This window comes from Dictyobacter kobayashii (assembly GCF_003967555.1).
Lineage (GTDB): Bacteria > Chloroflexota > Ktedonobacteria > Ktedonobacterales > Ktedonobacteraceae > Dictyobacter > Dictyobacter kobayashii.
Genome location: NZ_BIFS01000001.1, coordinates 1,080,561 through 1,101,126, shown reverse-complemented (window position 1 = coordinate 1,101,126; position 20,566 = coordinate 1,080,561). Strand labels below are relative to the sequence as shown.

The 20,566-nt window shown below is 49.6% G+C and carries 24 protein-coding genes; 13 read left to right on the top strand and 11 right to left on the bottom strand.

Annotated features, from left to right (window positions below):
* Nucleotides 1–378 precede the first annotated feature (378 nt).
* The 5 genes from EL645_RS04880 to EL645_RS04860 all read right to left on the bottom strand — a co-directional run bounded on the left by EL645_RS04880 (nt 379) and on the right by EL645_RS04860 (nt 3,537).
* Nucleotides 379–1,485 (bottom strand): helix-turn-helix transcriptional regulator, encoded by a 1,107-nt coding sequence (locus EL645_RS04880; RefSeq protein WP_126548980.1) that lies wholly within the window; start codon nt 1,483–1,485, stop codon nt 379–381.
* An 87-nt stretch (nt 1,486–1,572) separates the two neighbouring features.
* Complete coding sequence (locus EL645_RS04875) at nt 1,573–1,851, bottom strand: aminoacyl-tRNA hydrolase family protein (protein WP_126548979.1); 279 nt, start codon at nt 1,849–1,851, stop codon at nt 1,573–1,575.
* A gap of 14 nt (nt 1,852–1,865) precedes the next feature.
* On the bottom strand, nt 1,866–2,210 hold the full coding sequence (gene pth / locus EL645_RS04870; protein ID WP_161977117.1) for an aminoacyl-tRNA hydrolase: 345 nt from the start codon (nt 2,208–2,210) through the stop codon (nt 1,866–1,868).
* Between the two features lie 367 nt (nt 2,211–2,577).
* Complete coding sequence (locus EL645_RS04865; protein ID WP_126548977.1) at nt 2,578–2,997, bottom strand: hypothetical protein; 420 nt, start codon at nt 2,995–2,997, stop codon at nt 2,578–2,580.
* 198 nt (nt 2,998–3,195) lie between these two features.
* Nucleotides 3,196–3,537 (bottom strand): metallophosphoesterase family protein, encoded by a 342-nt coding sequence (locus EL645_RS04860; protein WP_126548976.1) that lies wholly within the window; start codon nt 3,535–3,537, stop codon nt 3,196–3,198.
* Between the two features lie 254 nt (nt 3,538–3,791).
* On the opposite strand from EL645_RS04860, the gene EL645_RS04855 reads away from it, so the two are divergent.
* Together EL645_RS04855 and EL645_RS45280 are read left to right on the top strand one after the other, a co-directional pair.
* Entirely contained in the window at nt 3,792–4,520 is a 729-nt protein-coding gene (locus tag EL645_RS04855; RefSeq protein WP_218031739.1) for a sugar phosphate isomerase/epimerase family protein, read from the top strand.
* Complete coding sequence (locus EL645_RS45280; protein WP_371865720.1) at nt 4,460–4,780, top strand: sugar phosphate isomerase/epimerase family protein; 321 nt, start codon at nt 4,460–4,462, stop codon at nt 4,778–4,780. The genes EL645_RS04855 and EL645_RS45280 overlap by 61 nt, the downstream gene beginning before the upstream one ends.
* 94 nt (nt 4,781–4,874) lie before the next feature.
* Here the strand turns inward: EL645_RS45280 and EL645_RS04850 are convergent, their stop codons facing one another.
* The 4 genes from EL645_RS04850 to EL645_RS04835 form a co-directional block, all read right to left on the bottom strand.
* Complete coding sequence (locus EL645_RS04850) at nt 4,875–5,849, bottom strand: D-alanyl-D-alanine carboxypeptidase family protein (RefSeq protein WP_126548975.1); 975 nt, start codon at nt 5,847–5,849, stop codon at nt 4,875–4,877.
* 102 nt (nt 5,850–5,951) lie between these two features.
* Complete coding sequence (gatA, locus tag EL645_RS04845) at nt 5,952–7,409, bottom strand: Asp-tRNA(Asn)/Glu-tRNA(Gln) amidotransferase subunit GatA (protein WP_126548974.1); 1,458 nt, start codon at nt 7,407–7,409, stop codon at nt 5,952–5,954.
* 5 nt (nt 7,410–7,414) lie between these two features.
* Entirely contained in the window at nt 7,415–7,705 is a 291-nt protein-coding gene (gatC, locus tag EL645_RS04840) for an Asp-tRNA(Asn)/Glu-tRNA(Gln) amidotransferase subunit GatC (RefSeq protein WP_126548973.1), read from the bottom strand.
* A gap of 30 nt (nt 7,706–7,735) precedes the next feature.
* Nucleotides 7,736–8,044 carry an acylphosphatase gene (locus EL645_RS04835; protein WP_246035280.1) on the bottom strand — a complete coding sequence of 103 codons (309 nt, stop codon included), beginning with the start codon at nt 8,042–8,044 and terminating at the stop codon, nt 7,736–7,738.
* A 306-nt stretch (nt 8,045–8,350) separates the two neighbouring features.
* On the opposite strand from EL645_RS04835, the gene EL645_RS04830 reads away from it, so the two are divergent.
* From EL645_RS04830 to EL645_RS04780, 11 genes are all read left to right on the top strand, one after another.
* A complete protein-coding gene (locus EL645_RS04830; RefSeq protein WP_126548972.1) occupies nt 8,351–9,322 on the top strand; it encodes an AAA family ATPase in 972 nt (323 codons plus the stop codon).
* Nucleotides 9,323–9,324: 2 nt separating this feature from the next.
* Nucleotides 9,325–10,536, top strand: coding sequence for a DUF58 domain-containing protein (locus EL645_RS04825; RefSeq protein ID WP_126548971.1), 1,212 nt, complete (start codon nt 9,325–9,327; stop codon nt 10,534–10,536).
* A gap of 5 nt (nt 10,537–10,541) precedes the next feature.
* Nucleotides 10,542–11,063 (top strand): hypothetical protein, encoded by a 522-nt coding sequence (locus tag EL645_RS04820; protein ID WP_126548970.1) that lies wholly within the window; start codon nt 10,542–10,544, stop codon nt 11,061–11,063.
* Nucleotides 11,063–13,021 (top strand): DUF4129 domain-containing transglutaminase family protein, encoded by a 1,959-nt coding sequence (locus tag EL645_RS04815; protein ID WP_161977116.1) that lies wholly within the window; start codon nt 11,063–11,065, stop codon nt 13,019–13,021. The genes EL645_RS04820 and EL645_RS04815 overlap by 1 nt, the downstream gene beginning before the upstream one ends.
* Nucleotides 13,022–13,152: 131 nt before the next feature.
* Nucleotides 13,153–13,515 (top strand): hypothetical protein, encoded by a 363-nt coding sequence (locus EL645_RS04810; RefSeq protein ID WP_126548968.1) that lies wholly within the window; start codon nt 13,153–13,155, stop codon nt 13,513–13,515.
* Between the two features lie 174 nt (nt 13,516–13,689).
* A complete protein-coding gene (locus EL645_RS04805; protein ID WP_126548967.1) occupies nt 13,690–13,884 on the top strand; it encodes a hypothetical protein in 195 nt (64 codons plus the stop codon).
* Nucleotides 13,885–14,204: 320 nt separating this feature from the next.
* Nucleotides 14,205–15,140 carry an ABC transporter ATP-binding protein gene (locus tag EL645_RS04800; RefSeq protein WP_126554029.1) on the top strand — a complete coding sequence of 312 codons (936 nt, stop codon included), beginning with the start codon at nt 14,205–14,207 and terminating at the stop codon, nt 15,138–15,140.
* 14 nt (nt 15,141–15,154) lie between these two features.
* On the top strand, nt 15,155–15,919 hold the full coding sequence (locus tag EL645_RS04795; RefSeq protein ID WP_218031737.1) for an ABC transporter permease: 765 nt from the start codon (nt 15,155–15,157) through the stop codon (nt 15,917–15,919).
* Nucleotides 15,920–16,088: 169 nt separating this feature from the next.
* Nucleotides 16,089–17,075 (top strand): GNAT family N-acetyltransferase, encoded by a 987-nt coding sequence (locus EL645_RS04790; protein WP_126548966.1) that lies wholly within the window; start codon nt 16,089–16,091, stop codon nt 17,073–17,075.
* Nucleotide 17,076: 1 nt separating this feature from the next.
* Complete coding sequence (locus EL645_RS04785; protein WP_126548965.1) at nt 17,077–17,844, top strand: GNAT family N-acetyltransferase; 768 nt, start codon at nt 17,077–17,079, stop codon at nt 17,842–17,844.
* A 400-nt stretch (nt 17,845–18,244) separates the two neighbouring features.
* A complete protein-coding gene (locus tag EL645_RS04780) occupies nt 18,245–19,525 on the top strand; it encodes an MFS transporter (RefSeq protein WP_126548964.1) in 1,281 nt (426 codons plus the stop codon).
* Between the two features lies 1 nt (nt 19,526).
* Here the strand turns inward: EL645_RS04780 and EL645_RS04775 are convergent, their stop codons facing one another.
* A complete protein-coding gene (locus EL645_RS04775; protein WP_126548963.1) occupies nt 19,527–19,895 on the bottom strand; it encodes a VOC family protein in 369 nt (122 codons plus the stop codon).
* A gap of 7 nt (nt 19,896–19,902) precedes the next feature.
* Nucleotides 19,903–20,400 (bottom strand): SsrA-binding protein SmpB, encoded by a 498-nt coding sequence (gene smpB, locus EL645_RS04770; protein WP_126548962.1) that lies wholly within the window; start codon nt 20,398–20,400, stop codon nt 19,903–19,905.
* Between the last annotated feature and the right edge of the window lie 166 nt (nt 20,401–20,566).

Genomic DNA, 20,566 nt, shown 5'->3' with positions numbered 1-20,566 from the left:
TCCTCCAGCAGTGAGCAGTACGAACAGCACCCCCTCCGAGCCTGCAGTGGGGGTGTCGTTAGCCCTGCCCTTATTCCATACTTTAGTTATCATACCGTACTAACCAGGTTGTCGTCTAGACACGGTGGTATGGATTGCCTCTTTTGTCTTATTATGGAATAATTTAAAGCCATATCATATCAAATTCATCAAACGCTTTTGGACTTATCTCTATTATAAACATATTTCTCAATGTGTTGCTCTTTTTAGTCTCCTACCCAGGGCTTCTTCATGTTCCTCTTTGGCGCCTGCGGCGCCGGTTGGGAGTGTGTTTGGTGGGCGGCCGCCCACCAAACACACTCAACATATGAAAGAATGTATCTTGCGATCTCTGGACGCTCACCAAACACACTCAACATATGAAAGAATGTATCTTGCGATCTCTGGACGCTCACCAAACACACAAACACACCTGAAAGAATGTCCATCTGATCGTTTGCTTGTGATCTCTGGACGAACATTAAAAAGTCCTGTCTCCCGGGGGATATCTTCTCTGCCTGCAGTTGCAATACGAATCATGTTCTCTGCCAGTTGTAGCAGGGCAGCGCGTAGCTCTGGTGGCTGATGGATCACGAAGGGTAGGTCCAGATTCATCAGGTAACGAGCCATTGAGGGTAAGTCAATGTGATGGCTCTGAAAGAGTACTCCTGTGGGCGTTTGGGTTAACTTTCCGTGTGCCGAAGGAATTTTATGCTGTACCAGGTGAAGCTCTGCCTGAAACTCTACCTCGATCAACCATTTTTCTGGTACGGTGATCAGATGCTTAAGAATATAGTCCTGATAATTAAAATCTGCTGCGGGCACAAATGTTTCTGTCAGGATCTGGACCTGTCGTATACGATCCAGCCGAAAAGTGCGGTAGGATTGGCGCAGTAGACAATAGCCTACCAGATACCAATGACCCTTCCAACCCGCAATTCCATAGGGTTCAATTGTGCGTGTCGTAGCTTGATTATGGTGTGAACTATATTCGATCGTGATACGCAAGTGCGCATGTGAGGCTTCGCTCAAGCTCACCAGTAGTGATGCTTCAGGGCGTATATCACGTTGGTGTGGAGAAAGCATCATATTGGACGAGATGGCTTGTAGTTGCTGACGTCCTCTGGCTGGCAAGATACGATAGACCTTGGCCAATGCACCTTCGACCGCTAAAGCAGAGAGCTCAATTTCCAGCCAGGAGGTTCCCAGCAATCCTAGCACGACTGCAGTAGCTTCTTCTTCTGTAAACAAAAGTGGAGGCAATTTAAATCCCGGGCGTAATTTATACCCCCCGCCTGGCCCACGGCTCCCCTCGATTGGCATCCCCATATCCTGTAGCATACCGATGTAACGGCGTACGGTTCTGGGCTCAACCTCAAGGCGCCGCGCCAGTTCTTCACCGCTCAAATACGGATGCATCTGCAGCAGATCCAGGATAGTCAGTAGCCGTGTGCTGGGATGGTACATTCAGCTCTCCAGTTTACAAAAGCTCAGTAAGAACCTCTGTTCAATTGTAGACTATCTCTGCATATCTTGCAAGGATCATAGGAGCTTTTAGTCTGAGGTGGCCAGGTTTTCTACTGTGTCGTGCTCTGGTCCTGAGGTTGCTTTTTGTTGGACAAATTCTTCGGCTTTGCGCTTCTTTTCTTGTTCGCGCCGCTCTTGTTTGAGGCGTCGTTTCTCTTCGGCTTTTTTCTGTGCCTCGGGATCTATATTGATCAGGTTCATGGTGGCATCCAGGCCTTTTTCAAGGTAGAGGGGCACGGCCTCGGCCGCCTTGCGCTCAGCGATCTCTAATCCGATCTGTTCCTCGCCCCCTGGTACGCCCAGCACATAATTGACCGTGTCTATGTGTTTATTGGTGGTCGTCCAATACCGACGCGCAGGCGTGGAAATTGATTGGTGTGCAGGTGACTAATCAGGCTATTGATACCATTATGACCGCCAGAACTACCCTGGGCACGCAGGCGAATATGCCCAACTGGCAGATCCAGTTCATCGTAGATAACCAGAATATCGTCTGGTTCAATTTTAAACCAGCGCACCAGTTCGCCGACGGCCTCGCCGCTATTGTTCATATATGTGGTTGGCTTGACCAGTACCACCTTTTCATATCCAATAGTGCCATTGGCAATCATTGCCCGGCCACGGCGTTCCCAGCGCATCGTATAGGTGTCCGCAAGTAAATCCACAACGTGGAAACCCACGTTGTGGCGTGTTTTTCATATTGTGAGCCTGGATTGCCCAGGCCGATGATTAATTTCATGAGTATTCCTGATTAGCGACCGTAAGCGAGGCGGGTAGCCAGGTACTGTGGCAGTTTCGCCTTCTCGATTTTTGCTTGTGTCTTCTCAAATGAATAGGGTATGCGATAAAACTCGAAACTACCATTGGTATCATAGATCATGAAAGCTGCACGTGGATCGCCATCACGTGGTTGAACCTACGCCACCGGGATTGACGATGGCCCGGTAATTTTCCGGCGCCTCCCAGGTACCTTCAGGTGGCACTAGCATCTCATTGGTAACCTCGATCATGCTCTGGCTGAGTCCAACAGGGTCAATAGCTCTTCAATTTCCTGGTTGATGAGATCCTCGCACTCTGAATAGTCTCTTCGGAGGAGATAGCTCCATCACCTGTTATTTCGTCGGTCGACACTTCCAGGTCATCATCGACCTCATCCTGGTTAGCAATAATGTCTTTTAGATCCGAAGGGGTATCGGGGCTGACTTCAGGAGCGTCATCAGCGATTTGGTGTTGTAAATCGGCAATCGCATCGGCCGCATCGGCTACCATGTTCTGGATCTGCTCAGTCTCTGAATGGGCGCTATCTACCTTATCGCCTACCTGATTGGATTGGGATAGATGACGTGCAGCCCCCACAGGAGTTGTCTCATTCTCCTGTGACTCTGATGTTGCAGCGGTCTCTGAGTCATTGACCGGCGCCAGTTTCTGCCGTATCCTCATCGTCCAGTGCATTAACTATCGCTTCTGTTTCTAATGGACTGGGTTGGAGTGTTGGCCACTGTGTCTGGCTGTTGGAATATGACAGGCACATGGGTATGCCCGACAAAGCAGTAGCGGCTATTGAAGTGTTGAAAGCTTCTTTCAGCCAACACTTCTGAGGTTAGATACTCCCATAAGGGACCATAAGGACTACCGTGCACCAGCAGGCACTCATTTTTTTGAATACGTTCTGGCAAATTGGCGAGGAACGCGCGATTCTCTTCCGTGAGTTGTGTGGCCGTCCCATTCGGCAGAGATGCGTGCAGCCTCACTGAAATCGTCTAGATCCAGTTTCCCAACCGCAGCCCAGTCGTGATTGCCAGCGATAATGACATCAGTGCGCTCTTGCAATTTCTTGATGCACTCATTGGGATTCGGGCCGTAACCAACCAGGTCTCCCAGAAACCAGATTTCATCAACAGGTTCTTCTTGAGCTATTTCATCAATTTTTGCAAGCACCGCTTCTAGTGCTTCTAAATTCGCGTGAATATCGGTAAAGATCGCGTAACGCATGCAGCATACTCTATTCAAAATATATGATACTTGTAAGTGTGACTATTTTACCATGTTTTCAGTCAACCTTACTAGTAGTTATAAAAATAGTACGTTTAAGACGAGGGAAATAGATGCCACCTTGTGCTATAGCGTGTGGTATACTCGAGTACAGACGATGATGTAGTTCCTATTCGACCGCTGCCGCTGGTTAGAGCGCATATATACAGCAGGGTCGATGGGACAATTGATGAAAAATTTGTAAGGGGGACGTAATGGCACGACCTGTCACACTTTTTACTGGCCAATGGGGTGACCTACCTTTAGAGGAGTTGGCCGCCAAAGTGAGCCGCTGGGGCTTTGATGGCCTGGAATTGGCGACATCCGGTCAGCATTTTGACGAAGTTCGCATTCTTAATGAGCCTGGTTATGCCGAGTCGTTGCGCGCTATTCTGGACAAATACAATTTTAAAAGTCTATACTATCGGCGCTCACCTGATCGGTCAGGCGACTGCGATCCAATCGATCCACGGCATAAAAATATTTTGCCTAAAGAAGTATGGGGCGATGGCGAGCCAGAAGGGGTCCGCAAACGTGCTGCCGAGCGCATGAAAGATATCGCACGAGCGGCTGCCAAATTTGGCGTGGATCGTGTAACTGGTTTTACCGGCTCAAGTGTCTGGCATATGCTTTATTCTTTCCCACCTAACGATTTTGCCGAGATTGAGCGTGGTTACGAAGACTTTGCTGAACGCTGGAATCCTATCATTGACGTCTTCGATCAGGAGGGTGTCAAGTTTGCGCTAGAGGTCCACCCGACCGAAATCGCTTATGACTTTGTCACCACCCGTAAGACGCTGGATGCGATTAACAATCGTCCTGGCTTCGGCATCAATTTTGATCCCAGCCACCTGGTACCACAGTTCCTGATTCGGCCACCTTCCTGGCTGAGTTCGCGGAGCGCATCTATCATGTCCACGTCAAAGACTCCAAGCGTCATCTGAATGGACGCCGCAGCATCCTTGCATCTCACCTCAACTTTGGTGAGGCTGAGCGCGGTTGGGACTTTGTCTCGCCCGGGCATGGCGATGTCGATTTTGAGTCGATCATCCGTACCTTGAACCGCATCGGTTATCAAGGACCCCTCTCGATTGAATGGGAAGATTCTGGTATGGATCGCGAGTATGGTGCTCAGGATGCACTGCCTTTGTGCGCCGCTCTGATTTCGCACCTTCCAATGTTGCCTTTTGATGCAAGGCCTTGATCAGCCAAAAAATAGCTTTGGTGCTCGGACAAGGCAAGGAGGACACGAGAGATCGTGTCCTCTTTTTTTATGTAAATTAACTCCTGCTGTATGGCTATTCCTTTGGTAGCAAGATGGGTAGCTGAAAGCCCCAGTCGAGTAGCGCGGCGGCATCTATATTTCGTTGCGCTTCTTCGGGGCTATTCAAAATGACGCCGATCAGGTGATGATGATTGCGTGTAGCGGCAAAGACCAGGCAGTAGCCAGCCGCGAAGGTATGCCCGGTTTTAATACCTGTCGCTCCTGCATAGCTACCCAGGAGCTGATTGGTATTTGTCCAGACCAGGGTCCTACCACCAACATGTGCGGTATAGCTCTGGGTGTGGACGATACTGGCAAACAGGGGGATGCTCATCGCATAACGACTCAACGTCGCTAGATCATAGGCTGTCGTATAGTGTGTTGTGGCATCGGAAGTCAGTCCATCGGGACTATTGTAGTGGGTCTGAAAGAGATGGAGACGTTGCGCAAAGAGGTTCATATGGTTGACAAAGACATCCCGATTGCCGCCACCCAGTTCGTCCGCGATTGCATAGGCTGCGTCATTGCCGGAGGGCAGCATCAGTGCATAGAGCATCTCCTTGAGCGGCACCACATCTCCCACAACCAGGCCAGCACTACTGCCATCATCCAGGATAACTCGATCGATAGCATCCTGGTGGACATGGATGGGCTGCTCTAGATTTGCTGTCTGGATCGCGATCAAGGCCGTCATAATTTTGGTCGTGCTGGCCATTGCCAGGGGCTGCTCGCCATTCTTTTCATAGAGGATATTGCCGGTATCCGCGTCCAGTAACAGCTCAGCGGATGCATCGGAAGCGGGAGCTGTACCTCTAGCTGTCAGAACAGGTGGGAGCGTTGGGATGGGAGTTGGGGATGCAAGTGGGTGTGGCGTGGGCGTTGGTGGGGCCTCTACTCCAGATACAGACTTGAGTGAAGCGCCTAATGGCGTAAAGGCAAGCACAGACGTCAGGATAATCAGACTGAGGGCGATACATAATAGTGATAGTATAATCAGACGGCGTTTCATTATAAATCTTACCTATTCGTTTTTATAAAAAGAAAAGAAGCGCCCTGGTCCTTTCCGGAGGGGTATATATATGGGAAAGGCCAGGAGCGCTCGAATGGGTGATTATAAGTTGGGCCAGCGGCTATGATAATCGGTAACCTGCTCAAAGGCATCCGCGATACGCAGAATAGTATCTTCTTTAAAGACATTGCCGAGCAACTGCAGGCCGACTGGCAGATTATCGTTGAAACCGCCTGGAATGGAGACGCCACAGATACCGGCCAGGTTGGCAGGAATCGTGAAGACATCTTGCAGATACATCTGATAAGGATCAGAGATCTCACCAATTTTGAAGGCCACCGTTGGTGAGGCTGGACTGACCAGGGCGTCGAATTTCTCGAAGGCCTTATCAAAGTCCTGTTTAATCAGTGTGCGTATTTTTTCTGCCCGTTTGTAGTAAGCATCGTAGTAACCGGCAGAAAGGGCATAGGTGCCCAGCATGATACGACGCTTGACTTCAGGACCAAAGCCATATTCGCGAGTCTTCTCCATCGCTTCCCACATATCGCTGGTATCGCGGTACGAGTAGCCGTATTTAACCCCATCATAGCGTGAGAGGTTTGAACTGGCTTCAGCCGGAGCAATGATATAGTAGGCGGCGACACCATATTTAGTATGGGGCAGTGAGACCGGGCTGATCTCAGCACCCAGTTCGCGCAGGCGCTCAATATTCTCTTTGACCGCGCTGACCACACCAGGTTGTGTGCCTTCGACCCAATATTCTTCCGGAACGCCGATGCGCAGTCCCTTGATACTACCCGAAAGGGCCGCCTCATAATCCTGCACAGGTTCTGGCGAACTGGTACCATCACGGCGATCATGGCCAGCAATAGCTTGCAGCAGGATAGCCGCGTCGCGGGCATTGCGCGCAAAGGGACCAATCTGGTCCAGAGAAGAGGCAAAGGCGATCAAGCCAAAGCGCGAGACACGTCCATAAGTAGGTTTGAGTCCTACCAGGTTACAGAGTGAGCCGGGCTGGCGGATCGAGCCGCCGGTATCACTGCCGTACGAGCCCATAGCCATACCAGCGGCCACCGCTGCCGCAGAGCCACCGCTACTGCCACCGGGTGCACGCTCTAAATCCCAGGGATTGTGGGTAGGGAAGAAGGCCGAATGCTCGGTAGAAGAGCCCATGGCAAATTCGTCCATGTTGGTCTTACCGACCATGACAAAGCCGGTAGCATTTAAGCGCTCCATCACAGTGGCATCGAAAGGCGGCTTAAAGTTTTCAAGCATGCGCGAGCCAGCGGTGGTCGTGATATCTTTGGTGCAGATCACATCTTTAATGGCCAGCGGAATACCCGTCAGTGGATGAAGATTTTCGCCGCTAGCGAAGCGCTTATCAGCCTCACGGGCCTGCTGCAGGGCTAACTCGTCTGTAACCAGGGTAAAGGCCTTAACCTTAGGCTCTACCTCACGGATACGATCCAGATGGGCCTGGGTCAATTCGACCGCAGAAATTTTACGCTGGCGTAAGAGTGCGCCGGCTTCAGAAATGCTTAACTTATATAACTCTGTCATCTATCCTATCCCTCCTCCAGTACAGCATTGACCTTCAGGCAGTTCTCATCCTGATCGGGAGCGTTTGCCAGCAACACCTCTGGTGGATAGGATGGCTCAGGCACATCTTCACGCATAATATTAGTGAGGCGTGAGGCATGTGCCGTTGGGGAAACGCCGCTCACATCCGCCTCTTGTAAAATATGGATGTGGTCTAGAATAGCAGAAAGTTGATTGCCAAAGGTCTCAACCTCTTCCTCGCTCAGCCCCAATCTGGCGAGCTTGGCTACATTTTGTACCGTCTCGCGATCAATCATACTGTGTCCTCTTTGTATATCTATAACCTGCTACCATCTGACGTGGAAGCCGCTTACATGTTCCGTGGGTTCTCTCCAGGTTACGTGTACATCCTGTACCTGAGCTGCCGAGGGACCCCGTCGCAACAGGGCCAGGAGCTGTTCGAGAGCAGAGTGCGTCCCCTGAGCGACCACTTCAACGTCGCCATTGCTATCATTGCGGACGTACCCATTTAACCCCAGGGGGAGTGCTTTTTCAATAACGAAATAACGAAAGCCTACACCCTGCACAAGTCCGACAACCACTGCATAGAGTTCTTCTTTTTGGTTCGGATTGTTCTGGCTCATGCCTCCCATCATAGCATAGACTTGCCTTTGAGGATAGTCCTTTTTGTAGGGAGAATAAGTATACATTTGCTATACTTGAGATATGGGGAGTAGGATAGACGTATGATTATATGCAATGATGCAACAAAAACAGATAGCGCATCGTATTATTTAGAAACGTTTGTGCACGGTTTTCCAGGCAAGGAACTCAATGCTTTCATTGTGTCTTTGAATTGGTACGTGATACTATAGTATACACCACTTTCTGTCTATAGCATTTCAAAGAACCAGATAGCAGTCGATGCGTCAGTCTCGATAAAAACTCATGTGGAGTGATTAATGCAGTCAGTACAAGACCTCGCGACCGCTGTACAGCGTGTTATCGGCAATGTTGAGCGGGTGATCGTCGGTAAAGCCGAGCCCGTTGCCTTTAGTTTAATCGCGGTTATCTGCCATGGCCATATTTTGATTGAAGATGTGCCTGGTGTGGGTAAGACCGTGCTTACAAAAGCCATTGCTCGTTCGATTGGATGTTCTTTTAAGCGTATTCAATTTACACCTGATCTATTGCCCAGTGATGTAACCGGCGTGTCTATTTATAACCAGAAAACCGCCAATTTTGAGTTTCGCCCCGGCCCAATCATGTCACAGATCGTGCTGGCTGATGAGGTTAACCGTGCCACCCCAAAGACGCAATCAGCCTTATTGGAGGCTATGGAAGAGGCACAGGTTACCGTTGATGGTGTGACCTATCACTTGCCACAGCCTTTTATGGTCATGGCCACGCAGAATCCTATTGAATATGAGGGAACATTTCCCCTGCCGGAGGCCCAGTTAGACCGTTTCATGATGAGTATCAAGCTGGGTTATCCTCGGGCCGAAGACGAAATAAATATTCTGGATAGCCATCAACACCATCATCCGCTTGACGACCTGGCCCAGATCATGACTGCCGATGAACTGGTTTTAATCCAACAGCAGGTGCGCAGTATACATGTGGATCCATCAATTCGAGAATATATTGTCGCCATTGCCAATGCTACCCGCAATCACCAGAACATCTATCTTGGCGTCAGTCCTCGTGGATCACTGGCCCTGTTTCGTGCCGCCCAGGCCCTGGCAGCTATACGAGGGCGCGGCTATGTTATTCCTGATGACATCAAGTTGTTAGTCAAGCCAACATTAGCCCATCGCATCATTGTCACCCCGGCCGCGCGCGTACGTTCAATTACCTCGGCAAGTATCCTTGATGAGATATTACAATCGGTGCCGGTGCCAAACGCGTGGGTTGGTGGTGGAAGGGGGCGCTAGCTATGCGTCCCTGGCAAGTATTCTTATTAATACTCGTCCTGGCCTTCTTCGCAGTCAGTAGCGCATGGAAGGTTTTGTATGTGTTGACCTACGTCCTGCTGATCCTGTTCATCCTATCGTGGGTATGGACCCGTTTCAGCCTCCGTCAAATGGTCTTTCGCCGTACCTCTGTGGCGGCTCGTGTTCAGGTCGGCGAAGTTTTTGACGAACGTTTGACGCTTGACAATCTGGGCACCCTGCCAAAATTGTGGGTGCAGATTGCTGATGGTTCAACGTTGCCAGGACATTGGGCCGGCTATGTGGCCAGCATGGGAGGACGTAAGCGGGCCACATGGCGGGCACGAAGTGTGTGTCAGCAGCGTGGACGTTTTCAACTGGGTCCAGTGATGGCGATGAGCGGCGATCCCTTTGGCCTGTTTCGACGACGTGTGGTGCTGGCCCCGGCTCAGGAAGTGATGGTACTACCGCGCGTCTACCCATTGTCCAACTTTTCCTTGTTTACGGGCGGCTTACCAGGGCGTGGCAAGAGTTCTCGCCGAGCATTACAGACCACGACCACGCCGACGACGATCCGGGAATATGTGAGTGGGGATGCGCTGAGCCGCATCCATTGGCGCTCCAGCGCGCATTATAACAAACTGATGGTCAAAGAGTTTGACCTGGACCCGGCCGTTGATGCCTGGATCTTCTTAGATCTTCATGCTGCGGTGCAGACCGGTGAGGGTGACGAATCTACGGAAGAATATGGTGTAACCATTGCGGCTACCCTGGCGACTTATTTATTACAACAAGATTTTTCGCTGGGTATGATTGTCAATGCTGGACGGCGAGAGCTGCTTTCATTGGATCGGGGTGACCGGCAGATTGAACGGGTGCTGGAACTATTAGCCGTTATAACGGCTGGTGATGGCCCCGAACTTAAAGAGGCGCTGGCTATGGATGCCTTCCATTTTGGACGGAACGCGGTGGCTATCGTCATTACCCCCTCCAATTCTCGTGATTGGCATGAAAGTTTACGCCATCTGAAGTTGCGAGGCGTACAGACAGCGGTTATCGGCCTGGACGCGGCATCTTTTGATGAGCAGCCATCGGATGAAGATACACTGGCCCTGTTAGAAGGATCAGGGGTTCCAGTTATGCGTATAAAATGTGGTGAATCGATCCCTCAAATTTTAGAAACGAGTACCGATGTACGTGCAATAACACAGAGGTAAACGTAATGCGCAACGCGGCGATGGAACGCCTCTCTAAACTCATTACAGATCCACCCCAGCGATCACGCCGGGGTAGAGTTGGTGAGGCGGATTCTGATAGAAGTTTGTCGATCTATTTTGAAGATGGCTGGCTCTCCCTTTTCTTGCTGGCTTTGCTTGTGTACAGTGTCATCTGGAGTGTTCAAGCGGCTGATTGGGTTGATAATCTAAGTGTGTTGACCCTCTCTACTTTTATCGCCTTACTGTTGGGGCTCTGGTCAGCCAAGCAGCAGCGCTTTCCTTCAGCCTGGGTTTATATACTGGTAACGTTCCTGGGGTTTGCCTTTGCTTACTGGCAGATGACAACGCTCTTCTACAATGGCAGTTTAAGGGAAAGCGTACAAGGCTTACAACATTGGTATAGCCTGGTCTCGATCAGTAATTTTAATATTGATAATTCTGCCCCCTTTTTATTAATTGTCTTCTTATGTTTTGTACTTGCCTATTCCAGCGTCCTCTGCTTATATCGGTGGCGTCTCCCTGGTTAATGGTGGTGTTAAATGCCATCGTCCTCGTTTTCAATTTAAATAATGTTGATACGCCTTACATGATCCTGCTGGTAATATTTTTATTGGCAGCTTTAATCCTCTTATTGCGTTTTAATCTGCACCAGGCTATTCATGGCTGGCAACGCAAAGGCCTGCGTTACTCAGATGATCTTGGCTGGGATGTCATGCAGACTGGCATTTTTATTACAGTCACTATTTTAGTGCTCGCCTGGCTCCTTCCATCCTCCTATGAGGAGTCTCATCTGGCTCAGATCTGGACCACCAAAGGACCCCTGGGACAATTCGCCTCTGCCTTTAATTCTTTTAACACCAATGCTGATGCCGCAGCTGCTAATCATGGTAACTTTAAAGATACCCTGGTGCTGGGCGGCAATCCTAATTTGACCCGCGATGTCGTTTTTAATGTGAAGGTTGATAGTGTGCAGCCTCAATATTTGACCCTGGTTAACTATGACACTTATGATCAAGGCTGGTCGATAGTCAATACAGACCAGAAATATCATATTGCTGTTAATACCACCCTGGTGACCAGTACACAGAAAACGCATACCGTCAAACAAACTATCAATGTGGTTGCCGCGCCCGATGAGCAGCAGCCGTACCTGGTGGGCGTCTCTGATATTATTCAAATGTCGTTGCCCGCCAACGTTCTGGATGGTAGTGGAGGCATTATTGCCTGGTTAGGGGATGCCAACAGTAGCCTGAAGGCTGGTACCCGGTACACTGTGACCTCAACGGTCTCATCAGCTGATATTGGATCTTTGCGTGACATTCCGATGCCAGCGGACGCCCCTGCTTTTAATCCCAATCAGGCACCGGATGCTCAACCTCCGATAGAATACTTCAATCCCCAGACCGTGAAAGATTTTACGCAGGTGCCTGACTATCTACAGAAAGATAAACGCATTCAAGCCCTGGCACAGAAGATAGTTACGCAGGCGAATGCCAAAACTATGTATGATAAAGTGACGGCCCTGGAATCCTATTTGCGCCAGCATTATAGCTACAATACCGATATCCACCCACGGGCAGGGGTTGATCCCGTACTCTGGTTCCTCTTCGAAAACAAAAATCACGATGGCTATTGTAACTACTTTTCGACTGCCATGACCTTGATGGCCCGCTCCCTGGGCATTCCCGCCCGTGAGGTGGCGGGTTACGCGCCCGGCACATATGAAAGCGGGCAATATATTATTCGTGGGGTAGATGCTCATAGTTGGACTCAGATCTACTTTGCAGGCTATGGATGGATTAATTTTGAGCCCTCCGCCAGTTTTAAAACGTTTGATCGTCCACTGCCGGATCAATATACGCCCAGTCCTCCTCCTAATAGCGGTAATAGTGTTACCTTACCTTCAACTGGTATCAAGGCACACAAGGGACGCAATATTGATAATCCAGCTGATAGTAGCAGTGGTGGCTCTGCTGCTGATCAATCACAGCAATTGTTCCAGACCCAGTTACGTATCGCCTTGTGGAGTATACTCATAGTAATCCTGCTTGGAGTGATCATCTTTGTGTTCTGGTGGCGGCGCCTTTTCAGTCAATATAGTGTAGCGGCACAAATATATGGCCGCATTTGTACATTGGCTGAATGGGCCGGCGTCCAACGGCAATCCTCGCAGACCCCATATGAATACTTAGGGGACCTATCAGGTTCGGTGTTGACCTCAAAGGAAGATGCGCTGGTATTAGAGCGATTGGGTGATGTCTTTGTGCGTGAACGCTGGGCCGATCCCAGTAGTAATGAGCATCCGCGCCGCTCGGGTGAGAGCAATGAGTTGCCAGCCATGTGGAAACGCATACAACTGCGTTTATTCTTGTACGTTGCCAGCCATCCGGCATTCTTGCGTCGCGTGCCTGATGCTGTGCTTAAGCAGTACAACCGGCTGCAGAAGAGGCGACAAAGGCGTAAAAAATTGCGGCTAGAATTTTAGCATGGACCGCTTGACCTATAGTGTGCATTCCCGTACACTATAGGTTGCGGCCTCCTGTCATCTTAACTGTGGGCTGCACTTTTTGAAGCATGCCTTTTAAAATCGATGATTTATGTTTGGTAGGAGGATTCATGTCCGAGAGCGATGTTATAAATTCAGAGCAAATTTTAATTCCATTGGTGATTCCCGAGAAGCGCGAGCTAGATGTTCCTGGCGCTCCTCCTGTGCGTCTGCAGACCCTGGACCTGGCGCGCCATATTGCGATTGCGCCTGACCATAAACAATATGTTGTGGCCACCTTTGCCGATCGTAATCTGGGCCGCGAATACGTGACCACTGTTTATCCACAGCAGGGTGGTTATCACACACTGGTGCGTCTACCTGTCTGTGAGTATGTCTTTGATGATCCCGATGATGCGCTTGAGCGTCATGTTGAACTTGTGCAGGTAATTCAGCAAGGGAAGCTAAAGTCCTATCTGAAACAGCAGCAATAATTCGGCATCATTTACCCAATAAAAATTGTTGTGTTATTCCTCTTGACATAGCACAAGTACATTCCGTATACTTGGAAGCGTGGGGATTACATGTGTAATCCCCAATACCTCACTGATGTTGTGAGGCATTTTTCTCATAATTTTGGCTAATTTCAATGAAAGGAGATGGCGAGCATGTTGAATGATCGTGTACCGTTCACTACATTTTTGCGCACACGCGCTGCTATTTTTGGTCACGATACCCATGCTGTGCCCGATGCCACCACAGGCGTATACGCTGCTGGCGTTTCCGTCTTTGTGCTGCCCATTGGCGTGGCTCAAAGGACCAGTGTGCCCATCTCCTGGGGGAGACCACCTGACATAATGTAGGTGAGTCGAATGTAAGAGCAACCCTCCAACCGTGGACACTGGTGAAGCAAAAATCCAGTCCACGGTTTTTTATTGCGTTTTTTTCTGAGTACCTGAATTATAGTTCCGTTGACGATTGGAGGATGGAATGTCGTTTTGATGCCTGACAATGGGAATGTAATGGTTGAAGTATATTGCTCTTTTACTGTCTGGTCGTACAGATGCTTACCTGTTCGAAGGTTCGATGTATAGATGTCAGTGCTAATCTAAACTGGTGAAGATTCTAACAGGTTTTAATATCTCAAAGGAGAAAGCTCTTGGCTATCCCTGATCTAACTGCTATGCTTTTAAAAAATATTACCATCGATCCAACCAGTGATGCGGTTGTCATTGATGGTGTCTCAAAAATTTTCAAAAAATCACGTCCATTGTGGGGTCGTTTACGGAAGAAGTCGCAAGGAAAAGATCAGAAGAATGAAATACGTGCGGTAGATGATATCACTTTGACGGTCAAGCACCGTGAGATTGTTGGTATTCTCGGTGCTAACGGTTCGGGTAAATCTACTTTGATCCGTATACTCTCAACGTTGTTGATTCCTGATGAGGGTACAGTTAGCATCTTTGGCTACGATGTGGTCAAAGACGAGTCCACTGTACAGCGCCTGATTAATCGTGTGAGTGTGGAAGCCTCGTTCTTCAAAAAGCTCTCGCCGATGGAAAATCTACTCTATGCAGCCCGCCTCTACAACATGAATGGCAACGAAGCGCGCAAGCGTATCCGCGAGATCCTGACGCGGCTAGGTATTAAACCTGACCGTATCGACGCGCCGCTCGAAAACATGTCCCGTGGCATGCAACAGAAAGTCGCGATTGCGCGTGCCTTCCTGACTTCACCGATTCTTTTGTTGCTGGACGAGCCGACCACCGGACTCGATCCACGCTCAAAGATCGATGTGCAGAATTTTGTCAACGAGCTTCGGGATGTGCATGATGCGACCATCTTGATTACCACCCATGATATGGATGAGGCTGAGGCTCTTTGTGATCGCGTGGCCATTATCGATAAAGGGCGTATCGTCGCCTCAGGCCGAACAGAGGAACTGAAACGTGCTGTGGCCGCTCTTCACGGCAAGGCTGAACTGGTCTCGATGAATGAAGTATTCATGCATTACACTGCGACCCATCTGATTACTGAGGAAGATGTGGAGCGCTATGGCAGTTGGGAAAAGGCCTTCGAAGTGTACGAGGCCCAACGTGAAGAAGAAGAGAATAATTAAGGGGGAGTTTTTCAATGTCTTCGATGATCCATTCGGCACGTGCCAGTTATGCCTTTTTTGAGCGCAACTGGAACCTGACCAAGCGCTACTGGGCCTGGGAAGTGGTCTGGCTCTTTTATAACGTGGTGAATGCCCTGAGCATAACCTTTATTGCTCGGGCCACGCCCGACCTGAAACCAGCGCAGGTGAACTATATGATCCTGTACCTGCTTATTGGTACCTCGGTCTGGACCTATTTGAGCGTCACTTTTGATGGCGTGACAGATGTTATCAATATCGAGCGTTGGGAGGGAACCATTGAGCATACCTTTATGGCCCCGATCTCGCGCTTTACGCATATGGTCGGTAGCTGCTGGTATGCCATTGCCCATGGTTTACTGTTCACTGCCCTGCAACTGGTGGTGGTGGTCCTGTTCTTTCACCTGGATCTGAGCCATGCCAACTACCTGACTGTGGTCTTTATGCTGCTGCTGGGTAGCATCTCGTTTATTGGCTTTGGTATCGCCACTTCAGTATTGCCGCTGTTGTATACCGAAAAAGGTATGCAGATGTCTTTCATTGTGCGAGCCATTATTCTGCTCGTCTCGGGTGTTTACTATCCAGTAACCGTCCTGCCAGGCTGGATGCAGCCACTTTCCTGGCTCTCGCCAGCAACCTATGTATTGAATGGCTTGCGGCTAGGTCTGCTGTATGATAAGCCGCTCTGGTCGCTTGAGATCTGGGCCAATATCTGGCCCTACTCATCACTGGTGCTGTTAGCATTCCGGTGGGCATGCTGATCTTTCGGATGGCTGAGCGCTATGCTAAACGTACAGGTAGATTGAAGCGTAACGGCTAGCTGATAGCCATACGATAGCAGCAAGCGCCACGGCGTTTAAGGATGATATATCAGGTGGAAGTTGCCAGCTATTATGCCGGGACTTCCACCACCTAAAGGAATAGATATATATGTTGAGAAATACAATTCCTGACACCTTTAAGGTTCGTCAGTTGACGTTGGATGATGTTGAAAAAGCGTATCAGCTCATCGCCGCCAGCCAGCTACATTGGTTCGGGAAAATCGAAATTACATTGGAAGAGCTTCGTTTTCTCTTCGCTTCGCCCGATATTGATCTGGCCACTGCAGGCTGGCTGGTGTTGACGCCAGAAGATCAGGCTGTGGGCTACATGTTAATGGAGCATGTGCAGCATGCGCGCAATATTGTGCGCTGTACTGTGCATCCGCAGTACCTCGATTATGGTATTGGTGAATTATTGCTGGAAAAAGCGGAGCAGTGGGCACGCCAGCAGATTCCTCTGGCCGCACCTGACCTGCGTGTGAGCCTGCGTGCGTTTTGTAATAACCAGAATCTTGCCTGGCAACAATTATTGGAGCAGCATGATTTTCAGCCAATTCGCAACTTCTGGGTTATGGGGATTGAATTAGCTGTGGCCCCGGTAGCACCACAATGGCCTGAGAATATTCGGATTATCAACCCTACCCCAGACATATTACATGCTGTGTATGAGGCCGACGAAGATATCTTTCGGGATCACTGGGGTTTTATCAGCCAGACCTATGAGCAGTGGCAATACTGGACCACGAAGCGCCAAAGCTTTGATCCTGCACTCTGGTTCCTGGCCATGGATGGTAATGAGATCGCCGCTATTGCGCTCTGCGCCGATGAGGGTGAGGACGGTGGCTGGGTCCATGTGCTTGGTGTGCGCCGCCAGTGGCGCCGTCAGGGACTGGCCCTGGCGCTTTTACAGCATACCTTTAATGAATTTTTCCGTCGCGATATACATTCTATCTATCTGTCAGTAGATGCGCAAAGCCTGACAGGCGCGACGCGCTTATATGAACGTGCCGGGATGCACGTTGTCAAAAGATCGACCCAATATGAGAGGGAGCTACGGGGTGGTAAGGAGCTGGGTACATTGACGCTTGAAGAGTAGCGTGTATTCATATATTCTTGCCTGCCTTTGTCTCCATCCAACCAGCTCGATCGCTGATGATGAATGGAGCACTGTTGTGATTATTCGTTTACATCAATTATCTGCACGTGCCCCGCGCCTGCAGGACATTTCCGAGGTCGCCAGTCTGTTGAGTTTATACGAGGGCGATGCGCTCACATCGGAGAAGCAGGGTGAGGCTGAGCTCAGGAACATCTGGCAAGATAGTAGTTTTCAATTAATGCATGATGCCTGGGTAATTGTGACCCGGCAAGGTCAGGTGGTTGGCTATGCTGATGTGCAGCAGAAGTGTAGTGAGCCATTAGAGGTGATCTATACATTAGCTGTAGCCATTCATCCTGATTACCAGGGCCGTGGTATTGAAACACTTTTGATCCGTCTGGGTGAAGATCGCATTCGCCAGTTGACGCGTGAGCATGCAGTCCGGTGCCAGGTCAGCATCCAGATTGCCGTGAGTAGTTCAAACGAATTGTTGAGCGAGATTGTGCAGCATGAGGGATATGGGTTGCAGCAACAGTTCTTACGCATGCACCTGGCACTTGAACATGTTGCAGCTCCCTCGCTCTCAGCTAATGATGGTCTGCTAACGCTGCAGGTCGTGCTCAATGCGGATGAGCAGAGCTTGACCGCTAGGAAGTCACGGATACAAGATACATACAAGGCGCTAAAGTATAGCGTCTATGCCAAAAAATTTGGGAGGATACGCCAGCCAGAAGTGACAGCAGTGTTGCTACCTTGTGTCGCTGGATAGTAAAGATGGATAAAGTTACCATAAGTACACGCCAGAGCAGCGCTACTGGCGTGTTTTTTTTATAAAAGTTCTGTTTATTCTGCAAAGTTGTTACCTTTTCTTGCTCCGTATAGTCCTAGTACATAGTTCATCATTGGTTGGAACAGCGAACTCAGATCCAATGAGGGGGAAACAAAAAGATTTATATGCTAGTTTTATCTATAATTACAGCTGCGGCTTACATTGACACCGCAAATGTTGAAAATATGCGTATTCTACTTTTCGTATTATTAATTATCGCAATTTGCTTAATTCTGGCTGGAGCTATTATTGCTCTATTAACGTTGTATAGCTCTCGGAAGGCCCACTCGACCAATCCAGACCGTCTGCCTGGCGAGTAGCAAATTAGGAGATAGGTTATATGGCTCGCCGCCAAACGGTCACACCTTTATTGACTGGAACCTTCATTCTGCGTGCTAACTCGGGTGCTGGAACAATCGTGCTTGGACTTCTGCTGGCCCATATGGTGACCATCTCGTCCCAGAGGATTACTAGCGTTCAGGTAGGCTTGCTGCCGGTTGCCTTTTATATTTCTGAGCTCACCCTGGCCCCTTTTATGGGGGGATTAAGTGATCGCTGGGGGCGACACAAATTCTTATTGCTCGGTCCCGTCTTTGGCCTGATACAGGCTGGCCTGTTATTTTTTACCCCCATTCGGCAGCCGCTCCCCTATTTATTGTGTCTGCAAGTCATTGCCGGTATTTCTGGTGCCGTTACCGTTCCAGCTGTGCTCGGATATCTGGCTGACATTACCGTGCATGATCAGAGCCGGCGTGTGCGCGTTATGAGCTTGTATGAGCTAGTGACCAGTGGCGGAATTGCGGTTGGCACAGTACTGGGAGGCCTGCTCTGGGATTGGTTTGGGCGCTTATCCTTTGTCTTGCTTGCTGTCAGTTATCTGCTGGTCATCTGGTGCATGTGGTTATCTCCCATTGCCCATCAAATTGTAAGCCGTGAAAAAGTAGCTGAGACCGCGCAACGCTATTTGATTATATTGCGCACACCGCGTTTACTGGCCTTCTTACCCGCCTGGCTCTGTATCAGCGCCCTGGTAGGGATCTGGCTAAGCTCACAGTTAACCTTTATCTTATCAACTCCAGTGCGCTATTCACATCAATTGTTAATGGGTAGTATGAGTGGGCCCGGTGGTGGAAGATTATTGAGCCTGGTATTGGGTGGGATTGTGCTTTTCTTTAGTCTATGTCTTTTGTTCTGGGCCTTTTTCTTGCAGAAGATTCCGCGCCTGCGCTTGATGTTTACCTCAATTATTGGCGTTTACCTGGCCTGTATAGCTCTTTTTGGCCTCAACCATCGTAGTCCAGACAATCCTACCATGATCTATGTCTGGTTACCATTGCTACTGATCGGTATTTTCGCCGAAACCAGCTTTGCGCCGGCGGCCCTGGCATATCTGGCCGATATCTCTGAGGGAGCCGCTAAGGACCGTGGTATGGTAATGGGGCTCTACTCTATCTTCCTGGGCCTGGGTCAGATTCTAGGGAATGGCCTGGGAGGTATGTTTGCCCACCGCTTTGGTTTCGATGGGCTGATCTATCTTACAGCACTACTGGCTCTGGTTGCCTTGCTCTCTCTGCTCTGGCTGTTTGGAAAAGAAAAGAAATATGTTGAGGCCGTAGATTGAGTTATGCCAGAGGTTGAATAAACTCCAGGCGATTACCAAAGGGATCGCGCGTCTCAAAGCGCTCATAGCCCGGAATCGGCACCCCATCCAGAATTTGAAAGCCGTGCTCCTGAAGTCGTTGGCGCCATGCCATGATATCGGTTACATGATAAGCCAGGTGAGCTTTTGTGCTGCTACGCTCCACCCCATCTTCAGTTCCAACATGGACCTGGCGATCGCCTACCTGTAGCCAGAAGCCCCCACGGCCCTTGAGTGACTCAGGTTTTTCAATCTCGGGTAGGCCGAGCAGGTGGCAATAATATTGCCGACCTTGCTCTTCGGCTCCCCGCGGAATCGTAATTTGTGCATGATGGACGCCTGTAATTGCCATAACGCGCTTACCTTCCACGAACTATGCGTTCCATATCACGCTGTGCATCGCGTTTAGCGATTGCATCGCGTTTATCATAAAGTTTCTTACCACGGCATAAACCCAGTTCTATTTTGGCTCGACCGCCTTTGAGATAGAGCTTCAAAGGGACCAGTGTTAAGCCTTTAGTGGCGACCCGGGTTAGTAGCTGATCGATCTCGCGCCTATGCAGCAAGAGTTTGCGTGTCCGAATCGGATCGTGATTGTAGCGATTACCATGCTCATAGATCGCGATATTTGCGTTTTCCAGCCAGATCTCATCTTTGCGCGCCATTGCGTAGGAACCGCGCAATTGAACTTTCCCCTCTCGAATTGACTTAATCTCGGTGCCAACGAGTGAGATACCAACTTCCAGGGTGCGTTCCACTTCATAATCGTGATATGCCTGGCGATTGACTGAAATGACCTTAATCGGCACATGATTATTCTGTACCGTTTCTTTTTTTGCAGAGGCTGTTTTTGCCATACTTGAAACTCCTTTTCAATAAAGGACGTCTATCTGCCGCACTATTGATACTATACATACAGCTTTGTGGGGCAGGAACACTGCAATGCAGGTTCTTCAACTTATACCTGGCTGAATAGAAATTGCCCGTCAGAAAACTCAAGCCAGGCAAAGTGATGGGTTTATA

Bases quoted from the DNA above. Each gene is read 5' to 3' on its own strand.
- EL645_RS04880 (WP_126548980.1), bottom strand. From the start codon at position 1,485: ATGTACCATCCCAGCACACGGCTACTGACTATCCTGGATCTGCTGCAG.
- EL645_RS04865 (WP_126548977.1), bottom strand. From the start codon at position 2,997: ATGCACTGGACGATGAGGATACGGCAGAAACTGGCGCCGGTCAATGAC.
- EL645_RS04860 (WP_126548976.1), bottom strand. From the start codon at position 3,537: ATGCGTTACGCGATCTTTACCGATATTCACGCGAATTTAGAAGCACTA.
- EL645_RS04855 (WP_218031739.1), top strand. From the start codon at position 3,792: ATGGCACGACCTGTCACACTTTTTACTGGCCAATGGGGTGACCTACCT.
- EL645_RS04850 (WP_126548975.1), bottom strand. From the start codon at position 5,849: ATGAAACGCCGTCTGATTATACTATCACTATTATGTATCGCCCTCAGT.
- gatA (WP_126548974.1), bottom strand. From the start codon at position 7,409: ATGACAGAGTTATATAAGTTAAGCATTTCTGAAGCCGGCGCACTCTTA.
- gatC (WP_126548973.1), bottom strand. From the start codon at position 7,705: ATGATTGATCGCGAGACGGTACAAAATGTAGCCAAGCTCGCCAGATTG.
- EL645_RS04835 (WP_246035280.1), bottom strand. From the start codon at position 8,044: ATGATGGGAGGCATGAGCCAGAACAATCCGAACCAAAAAGAAGAACTC.
- EL645_RS04830 (WP_126548972.1), top strand. From the start codon at position 8,351: ATGCAGTCAGTACAAGACCTCGCGACCGCTGTACAGCGTGTTATCGGC.
- EL645_RS04825 (WP_126548971.1), top strand. From the start codon at position 9,325: ATGCGTCCCTGGCAAGTATTCTTATTAATACTCGTCCTGGCCTTCTTC.
- EL645_RS04820 (WP_126548970.1), top strand. From the start codon at position 10,542: ATGCGCAACGCGGCGATGGAACGCCTCTCTAAACTCATTACAGATCCA.
- EL645_RS04815 (WP_161977116.1), top strand. From the start codon at position 11,063: ATGGTGGTGTTAAATGCCATCGTCCTCGTTTTCAATTTAAATAATGTT.
- EL645_RS04810 (WP_126548968.1), top strand. From the start codon at position 13,153: ATGTCCGAGAGCGATGTTATAAATTCAGAGCAAATTTTAATTCCATTG.
- EL645_RS04805 (WP_126548967.1), top strand. From the start codon at position 13,690: ATGTTGAATGATCGTGTACCGTTCACTACATTTTTGCGCACACGCGCT.
- EL645_RS04800 (WP_126554029.1), top strand. From the start codon at position 14,205: ATGCTTTTAAAAAATATTACCATCGATCCAACCAGTGATGCGGTTGTC.
- EL645_RS04795 (WP_218031737.1), top strand. From the start codon at position 15,155: ATGTCTTCGATGATCCATTCGGCACGTGCCAGTTATGCCTTTTTTGAG.
- EL645_RS04790 (WP_126548966.1), top strand. From the start codon at position 16,089: ATGTTGAGAAATACAATTCCTGACACCTTTAAGGTTCGTCAGTTGACG.
- EL645_RS04780 (WP_126548964.1), top strand. From the start codon at position 18,245: ATGGCTCGCCGCCAAACGGTCACACCTTTATTGACTGGAACCTTCATT.
- EL645_RS04775 (WP_126548963.1), bottom strand. From the start codon at position 19,895: ATGGCAATTACAGGCGTCCATCATGCACAAATTACGATTCCGCGGGGA.
- smpB (WP_126548962.1), bottom strand. From the start codon at position 20,400: ATGGCAAAAACAGCCTCTGCAAAAAAAGAAACGGTACAGAATAATCAT.